The 8,294-nt window shown below is 49.5% G+C and carries 7 protein-coding genes; 5 read left to right on the forward strand and 2 right to left on the reverse strand.

Going from position 1 to position 8,294, the window contains the following annotated elements:
• Together A3751_RS19230 and A3751_RS19235 are read right to left on the reverse strand one after the other, a co-directional pair.
• Nucleotides 1–1,423 (reverse strand): efflux RND transporter permease subunit (locus tag A3751_RS19230; protein WP_197466519.1); only part of this gene is annotated, 1,423 nt, incomplete at its 3' end.
• A gap of 2 nt (nt 1,424–1,425) precedes the next feature.
• Nucleotides 1,426–2,583: an efflux RND transporter periplasmic adaptor subunit gene (locus A3751_RS19235; RefSeq protein WP_068458596.1), complete on the reverse strand. Its 1,158-nt coding sequence runs from the start codon at nt 2,581–2,583 to the stop codon at nt 1,426–1,428.
• Nucleotides 2,584–2,900: 317 nt separating this feature from the next.
• Here A3751_RS19235 and A3751_RS19240 point away from each other — a divergent pair, with 317 nt between their 5' ends.
• The 5 genes from A3751_RS19240 to A3751_RS19260 all read left to right on the forward strand — a co-directional run bounded on the left by A3751_RS19240 (nt 2,901) and on the right by A3751_RS19260 (nt 8,237).
• Nucleotides 2,901–4,112 carry a glycosyltransferase family 1 protein gene (locus A3751_RS19240; RefSeq protein ID WP_068458597.1) on the forward strand — a complete coding sequence of 404 codons (1,212 nt, stop codon included), beginning with the start codon at nt 2,901–2,903 and terminating at the stop codon, nt 4,110–4,112.
• Nucleotides 4,060–4,614 carry a phosphatase PAP2 family protein gene (locus A3751_RS19245; protein ID WP_197466520.1) on the forward strand — a complete coding sequence of 185 codons (555 nt, stop codon included), beginning with the start codon at nt 4,060–4,062 and terminating at the stop codon, nt 4,612–4,614. The genes A3751_RS19240 and A3751_RS19245 overlap by 53 nt, the downstream gene beginning before the upstream one ends.
• A 107-nt stretch (nt 4,615–4,721) precedes the next feature.
• Complete coding sequence (asd, locus tag A3751_RS19250) at nt 4,722–5,609, forward strand: archaetidylserine decarboxylase (protein WP_068458598.1); 888 nt, start codon at nt 4,722–4,724, stop codon at nt 5,607–5,609.
• Nucleotides 5,610–5,687: 78 nt separating this feature from the next.
• Nucleotides 5,688–6,362, forward strand: coding sequence for a hypothetical protein (locus tag A3751_RS19255; protein ID WP_068458599.1), 675 nt, complete (start codon nt 5,688–5,690; stop codon nt 6,360–6,362).
• 39 nt (nt 6,363–6,401) lie between these two features.
• Nucleotides 6,402–8,237 (forward strand): aminotransferase class III-fold pyridoxal phosphate-dependent enzyme, encoded by a 1,836-nt coding sequence (locus A3751_RS19260; RefSeq protein ID WP_068458600.1) that lies wholly within the window; start codon nt 6,402–6,404, stop codon nt 8,235–8,237.
• Nucleotides 8,238–8,294: the final 57 nt, after the last annotated feature.

Consider the following 8,294-nt stretch of genomic DNA (forward strand, 5'->3'; position numbering starts at 1 on the left):
TAAAGTCTCCGGAGTTTCCTACGAGTAACAGAATAGGCATAAAGGCGAGGATTGTGGTCACGGTTGACGCCAGCAGCGGCATAAACAAGTGCTTTAGTGCGCCTTCGACGGACGCTGAAGCCGATAAGCCTTGACGCATGCGCTCGCGCACTTCGTCGGTCATTACAATGGCATTATCAATCAGCAAGCCTATCGCGATGATCATTCCAAACATCGACATTTGTTGAATTTGCATGTCGAGCGCTCTGAGCGAAAATAACACGCAGGCGGCTGCAAGCGGCAGAGATGTGGCGACGATAATCCCTGAGCGCCAACCCATGAAGACCCACACGACTACTAGGACAGCAACGATACCAGCAAGCAAGTTCCCGCCGAGGGAATTCAAACGATCTTCCGTGTATGCAGCCTGCTCAAACACCTCCACGAGTTCGATCACACCGCCCAACTCATTTTCAGTTTGTCGAATTACCTCCTGAACAGAGGTGGTCCAGGGTCTAATTTGGCTCGACACTTCGATTCGCGCAGCAACGAGAAGCACGCGTTCGCCATTATATAGCGTTATGTTTTGCTCCGGCTCCACCCTGCTCTTGGAGATCTCTGCAATGTCTCGAAGTAACAAGTCGCTTTTGCCGCTTTGAACAGGAAGCGTTTCAATGCGCGACACCGAATCAAACTCGCCACGCACTTCGATGGAAGACAGGGTGTCATTTTGGACTAGTCGCCCTGCGACTTGCTTACTATCTGAGCCCTGAATTGAGTTTGCCAATTGGCGAACAGTTAATCCCAGTTCCGCCAATTCGGTAGGAGACACAACCACGTGTACTTCTTCAGCAGGCGCGCCGTGAACGCTCACAAACTCTGTACCAGGAACGGCTTCGATGCGATCTTTTAGAATTTCAGCGACGCGGTTCATCATACTTAGCTGCTGATCTCCCGCCGATGCCCATTTTACTGCGGTAATGAGTGTGTAAGCGTATGCGACGTTATCTTCTTCTTTAATTCTCGGAGATAAGGCCTGGCTCGGCAGTTTTCTCGTTGCGTCTTTGACGCGGTCGCGTATACGAGAAATAACTTCTCGATTATTGTCAGACGTCACCCGCCCGTCGAGTTCAATTGAGAGCACAGAGACGTTGGTTCGGGATGTAGAATTGATCGTTTTTATTTCTGAAATGCTTGCAAGCTCAGACTCTAAGACCTCCGTCACGGTCGATTCGACCAGCCGAGCAGAGGCACCCGGAAACTCTGTGATAATCGAAATAAACCGTTGGGTAATTCTGGGATCCTCAACCTTCGGTAAGGAAAACCAAGATGATAGGCCGGCTGCACAAATAACGATGAGAGTCATCATTAACAGGTGTGGGTTTCGATAGTATGCCGAGCGCAGCGAATATACAGACTCTGATTTGGTCGTTTTTTGTTCCATGCCTACTTGCTCGCAACAGAAGAGGTAGGTTGCGTTCTTACATATTGCCCTTCAACAATGCGGTGCGTTGCTTGAGCAACAACCCGCCCTCTGTTCTCCACGTCGACGCCACCCGTAACGAGCGCGTAATCGCCCCGAACACGACTGATGGACACAACGGTGCGGCGTATCTGGGAGCGATTATTCTTGATCGCCTCATTTGGATCTGGTTCCGCTAGATAGACCGACCAGAGCCCTCTGCCGTATTCAGTGAGCGCCGTAAGAGGCAGCCATACGCCATCAGCGCGCACAGATGCCGGGATTTCAATATTGACGATTTCTCCGGGTACAAGCGCCTCATCTGCTGTCATGACACTCATGTACACATCAGAAGAACGCGAAGAAGAAAGGCTTAATTTAATGCGCGTGACCACGCCTTCAAGCACGCGGTCTTCATGCGTCAAACGGAGAGTTTGATCAATCTTTAGCGATTTTGCTACATCAAGCGGAACGCTTGCTCTTACTTCAGGTTCTGCGCTTTGCTCAACCAACAAAACGGGCATTCCCAAAGATACCGTTCGCCCAACATCGCTTGTTCTGTCGATCACAACACCATCGAAGGGAGCGAAGAGATTCGATTTCTCGAGCTCGAGCTCAATCGTTGCCAACTGCGCTTCGGCTAGCCTTAAGTCTGCTTGCGATGCTTCTTTCTGGCGCGAGGCCTCGTCCAGAGCTTGCGCTGAAACACTGTTACTTCCGCGTAAACCTTTCACACGCTCGAGCGATACATCTGCGAGTTTGAGCAATGCTGTTGCGCGATCTCTAGCGGCTCTCAGTTCAACCAATCTTGCCTGCAAGCGACGTGCGTCGAGCTGTGCTAGCAGCTCCCCTTTTTGAAATCGCTCCCCTTCGCGCTTATAAATCTCGATAATGACACTAGAGATATCAAAGCCCAGTTCAACGCGTTGCGCCGCCTCTACGCGCGCAACATAACGCTGCATCGGTGTATCGATGGCAGCCTCTTGTGCGCCCAAGGTCATAACGAGGGTTAATTCTGAGTAACCCTCTGGAGAGTCGGAAGAATACCCTAAACGGCTTACACCGAGAGCAAGCACCAATACCGACGAAAAGGCCAACACAACGAAAACTGGGGAGTAAAATAAAGCGCGTGCGCTAGACATATCAATCTCTTCTCAAGGCAAAGGTCAATTTATCGGGGTATGGTCAATCATACGCGCATAGTATAATTTCAGTTTTAATAAAAATAGACCAATTAATATATTTATTGTTCCATATTTGAGATTAAGGCGCGCAAGCACACTTTAGACAGAGCAAACTCGCTGGAATCCAAACATGCATTGACGAACAAACAGCGCTTCACCTCCATGTAAGTGCGCGCATCCTTCCCTCCCTTGTTCACGGTATTGTCACAACACTGAAGTCGAACTGTCACATTTTCTGATCAACGTATGCGCATAGCCCTTAATGAGAGTGCACTATGAGCTTACAACGCGTGTTGATCGTGACAGAAACCTACCGCCCGGAAGTGAACGGTGTAGCTACCACCCTCGGTCACTGGGTTGACGGAATGATTCGTAAAGGTATTGAGGTAACGGTAATACGCCCGAAGCAGTCTAAAAAAGATCTTCCGATTAGCGGGAGGGTCTTCGAACGCGAAGCGGAACTGCTTGTTTTCGGACTGCCTATTCCCGGGTACTCGGAGCTAAAGTTTGGGTTGGCTAGTAGTAGAAAGCTGAAAACGCACATCGAACAGCTACGTCCTGACGCAGTATATATCGCGACAGAAGGGCCGCTTGGCTTAGCGGCGCTGAGAGCTGCCAACGCCATTGGCGTAAAGGCCGTGACCGGTTTTCATACGAACTTTCAGAGTTATTCCAGATTTTACAGCTTCGGTTTCTTAGAGCCCATCATCACCAAATACCTGCGTTGGTTTCATAACAACAGTGCTGGAACCTTGGTCCCGACAAGACAGCAACAAGCAATGCTAAACAATAAGGGGCTCACAAATATCCAAGTCGTATCGCGAGGCATCGATCACGAACGGTTCTCACCTAACAAGCGAAATGAAACCTTGCGTGCAAACTGGGGTGTTCAAGCGGATGAGCCGGTTTTTATTTATGTTGGTCGCATTGCAGCCGAAAAAAATCTCGATCTGCTCGCTACCACCTATCAGGCGGTATGCGAGCGCTTTCCCGATGCAAAATTTGTGTTGGTCGGTGACGGCCCTCTGAAGCCCGTTCTGTCGGCAAGGTTTCCGAATCTTATCTTTGCAGGACTGAAACGCGGAGAAGAGTTAGCAGAGCATTATGCGTCTGGCGATATATTTCTGTTCCCAAGCAAGACGGACACCTTCGGAAATGTTGTTACCGAGGCGATGGCTAGCGGCTGCTGCGTTTGTGCATTTGATGACGCAGCAGCAAGGGAGCACTTAAAAGACCGACAGTCCGGCTTCCTAGCTGATTTAGGTGATGATGGTCAGTTTATCGAGAATGCCATCCATGCCTACGAAGAAACGCAGCTCCGAATGAATATCGCAAAGGCCTCGCACGCCATCTCGATGAAATTAAGCTGGGATGAAATCGTCCAGCAGTTCTGCACTACCCTGCTCCATGTTAACGCGCAAACGACAGGAATTTATGATGCAAATAGAACCAACATCAAGTTTAAGTCAGAAAGCCCAAGCCGCTGATATTAGTTTATGTCGAACGCTTAACGCTCTCTGTAAGAATCCTTTCATTGGCTTGTTCTTTACGGTCATAAGCCGGCTTGGCAACGGTGCTTTTTGGTATGCGGCAGGCTTTTCGTTACTGCTGATCGATGGAGTAAAAGCCCTACCTTTGCTACTTGTTTATACGCTCACTGGCTTAATCGGCGTGGTGCTCTACAAATCACTTAAAAAGACATGGATACGAGAGCGGCCATTTATCTCTCACCTTCAGATTTTTCAGGTCTGCGCGACGCTGGACCGTTATAGCTTCCCCTCTGGCCACACCTTGCACGCGGTAAGCTTTACCACGATTATCTCCCTTTCTTACCCAGCGCTCGCACCTGCTCTATGGTCCTTTACAGCCCTAATTGCACTGTCGCGCCCAGTACTTGGTCTGCACTACCCGAGTGACGTTCTGGTGGGTGCTGGCCTTGGACTCGCACTTGGTCTGCTCGGTCACGCGAGTTTAGTGGCGTTGTACTAAACCGTTTACCGAGTAATTCGCATTGGCATCCTGCATGGTGTTACGCCGTCATCATTTTGTAGCAAATCGTTCATCTTTCTGTCTTTTAACCTCGCTAATTTGAGTCCATGTATAACGACATTAAAACATTCAGTCCGGTAAAGGGAGCGCCCCTCAGGGGAACGCTAAATTTCCTAGTGACAAACTACATACCACGTGCTTTGAGCACACGACTAATGGGCCGTCTAAGCAAGGTTGAAAACCCCTTATTCACGCGCATCGCCTTAAGTACGTGGCAGTATTTCAGCGATGACATGCGTTTACATGAAGCGACCGAGAAAAGCTTTAAGAGCGTACATGCTTGCTTTACCCGTGAGCTCAAACCAGGTACGAGGCCAATTGATTCTGCAGAAGATCGTCTCGTCAGCCCTTGCGACGCTCAGATAGGAAGCTTCGGGAAGATTAAGAACCTGCAAGCGCTGCAAATCAAAGGCATGCCCTACGAGCTTGGCGAACTAACACAGGGAGCGATTGATCTTGAGCCCTACCAAAACGGGCGCTTTATTACGCTTCGATTGAAATCTAGCATGTACCACCACATGCACTCTCCCGCTCGTGGCGAGGTAGACAAGCTGCATTACATTTCCGGTGACACGTTCAATGTTAATCCTCCAACGCTTAAACGCATTAACCGCTTGTTCTGCCGCAACGAACGCGCAGTGATCGAAATAAAGCCCACCAATTTTGAAGGACGCATCGCGATGATCCCTGTCGCCGCGATTTTAGTCGCCAGTATGCGGTTCGTCGGCCTTGAACACCCGCTATCGCTCGCCTATCGAGGCCCAAACGAAATTCCATTTAAGCGTTCTTTTGAGCGGGGTGAACGGATCGGTAATTTTGAGCATGGGTCCACCATCGTGCTGCTCTTCAGCGAACACTACAGCTTTATGCCGCAGATTCGTGAAGGTGAAATTATTCGGATGGGACAGCCTTTAATGACGCAAAAGCAACAGTAAAGGCAAACAGTTAGCAACCACACGCGGCCCAACAAGCCGAAAGAAATTACAACATAAACCAATACTAGGTGCATCGCTATGACAATATCGCAACAGACGCAACCCCAAGGGGCTGTCGCTTCCTTTCTTGCAGAGCTAAACGAATTGCGCTGGGACGACCATCGTTACTATCACCAAAGCCGTATTAATCAGTCATTGCACTTTTTAAGCTCAATCAGTTTTATGACGGCGTACATCATGCTGTTTATTAACCCCGGTGTAGCCGCATTAATTGGCTGGGGCATTGGCATGGTTTCCCGTCAGAGCGGCCACTTCTTTTTCGAGCCGCGCGACTATGACCATATCAACAAGGCAACGCATGAGCATAAAGAAGAGATAAAAGTAGGATACAACCTAAACCGTAAAAGAGTGCTCCATGCTATTTGGGCGGCAATCCCTGTTGTGTTGGTGTTTGATCCGACTCTACTTGGCACGATGCAAGCCTACACCGATTTTAATGGCTTCCTAAACAACATGGCGATTGCTTGGCTGGTTCTAGGTGTAGCAGCACTGCTGTTTAGAACTATTCACCTGTTCTTTATTCGAGACATCAAGACGGGCTTAGCGTGGTGTCTAAAGATCATTACCGACCCGTTTCATGACTTCAAAATTTACATGAAGTCCCCGCTTTATCTCATGCGCGGAGAGCTCATGGACCCGATGACGCACGCCATGCACGAAAACGAAGAGCATGAGCTAAACATGCGTAGCTAATCCGGCTTTACGCGTTACTACCAACAAAGAGTGGCAACTATGGCGCTTTTAGATAATCAACTACCCTCCCTGCAAGGCGAATACTTTGTACTAGTCCTGTCGGCTCTGCTGCTTGCCTATATTGTGTACAGGGTTGTTCGGCGTTTGCAGCTTTCGATCGCGAAGCATCCCTCTTTGCGCGGTCACGCGAAGATGTCTAAGCGCATTGCGAAGCTTTTGCCGTTTTATGAGTATTCGCAATCTCAAGCGTTTCGTTGTGATAACGCTCCGGAAGACGTGATCGCAAAGCGTCACGCGGGATTTGCCGCACTCAAAGAGGCGCTTCAATCTCAGGCGCCACATACCATCGCCGCGAGCAAGGAGCTTGAAGGCAAACTAGCCGACGTGGACTTTACCAACCAATATCGCGTGCCTTTTCAGTTCCGACGTTTGATGTCACGAGAGATTCCTCTTGGGCTGATGGCCGATACCAGTAGTGGCACGCAGATTAGAGATTTGGACGGAAACTGGTCTTACGATCTGACAGGCGCATATGGGGTAAACCTCTTCGGTTATGATTTTTACAAGGAATGCATTGCAGAAGGCATGCAAAAAACCGCGGAGCTCGGTCCTGCTCTTGGTCCATATCACCCAATCATCACCGAGAACATTGATCAGTTGCGCAAGATCTCGGGTATGGACCAGGTGTCTTTCCATATGTCGGGCACCGAAGCGGTCATGCAGGCTGTTCGCCTAGCGCATTACCATACGAACAAGCCGCGAACTGTGGTTTTTTGCGGCGCTTATCACGGATGGTGGGACGGCGTTCAGCCCGGCATCGGCAATCCTCGTAAAGTGCACGATGTGTATACATTAAAGGAAATGTCGAAAGACACGCTTCGGGTTTTGCGCACCAGAAACGATATTGCTTGCGTTCTCATTAACCCTCTTCAGGCGTTGAATCCAAATGGCGGTAGCGCCAGCGACTCCATGCTGGTTGCAAGCGACCGCCACGCGATGTTTGACAAACAAGCGTATGCGGATTGGTTAAGGGAGTTACGCGCGGTCTGCAGCCAGAAAAACATTGTAATGATCATGGACGAGGTTTTCCTCGGGTTTCGCCTCGGTCCAGGAGGTGCACAAGCATACTTTGACGTAAAAGCCGACATGGTGACCTATGGCAAAACACTTGGTGGAGGTCTTCCCGTAGGCGTGGTTTGCGGAAAAGCCGAGCTCATGCAGCGTTATCGAGCCGACAAGCCAACAGACATTTGCTTTGCACGCGGAACTTTCAATTCACACCCCTATGTTATGGGGGCCATGAATGCCTTTCTGAAGCGAATCTTCCTTCCTGAATATCTTATCGAACCGAACAGGCTCGATAAGCAATGGAATACCCGGGCGCGGATCATGAACGAAGCACTAAAAGAAGCGGGTATCCCAGTTCAGGTAGCCAATATGACGTCTGTATTCGTCCCTTTGTACACGCAGCCGAACCGCTTCAACTGGCTATATCAATATTACTTGCGCGCTGAAGGTTTAACTCTGCCATGGATCGGCACGGGTCGCTTCATTTTTAGCCATAACTACAGTGATGAAGAGTTTTACAACGTGATCGAAAGAATGGTGGCCGCAGGGCATCGAATGACTACAGACGGCTGGTTTTGGGCTTCCTCAGAATTAACCAATAAAGCCATCAAGCGCGATGTATTAAAGGAATTGCTCAAAGCCAAATTCGGCAAGCTGCCGTCAAAAAGCGCAGATCAACAGGTGGAGCCGCCCAATCCAACCCCCATTGCGCCATCGAATTCAGTTTCCGCTGACGGTGTTGTCACGAGGGAATCATCAGAGTGTATGAACGGCGCTGCACGATCAGTGTATATGCCACAAAAATAATGCGTTTTAGGATAATTAAACGAGTAGCCTGGAGAGAGAGATGAAAGTAAAAAACAG

The organism is Oleiphilus sp. HI0080 (assembly GCF_001635135.1).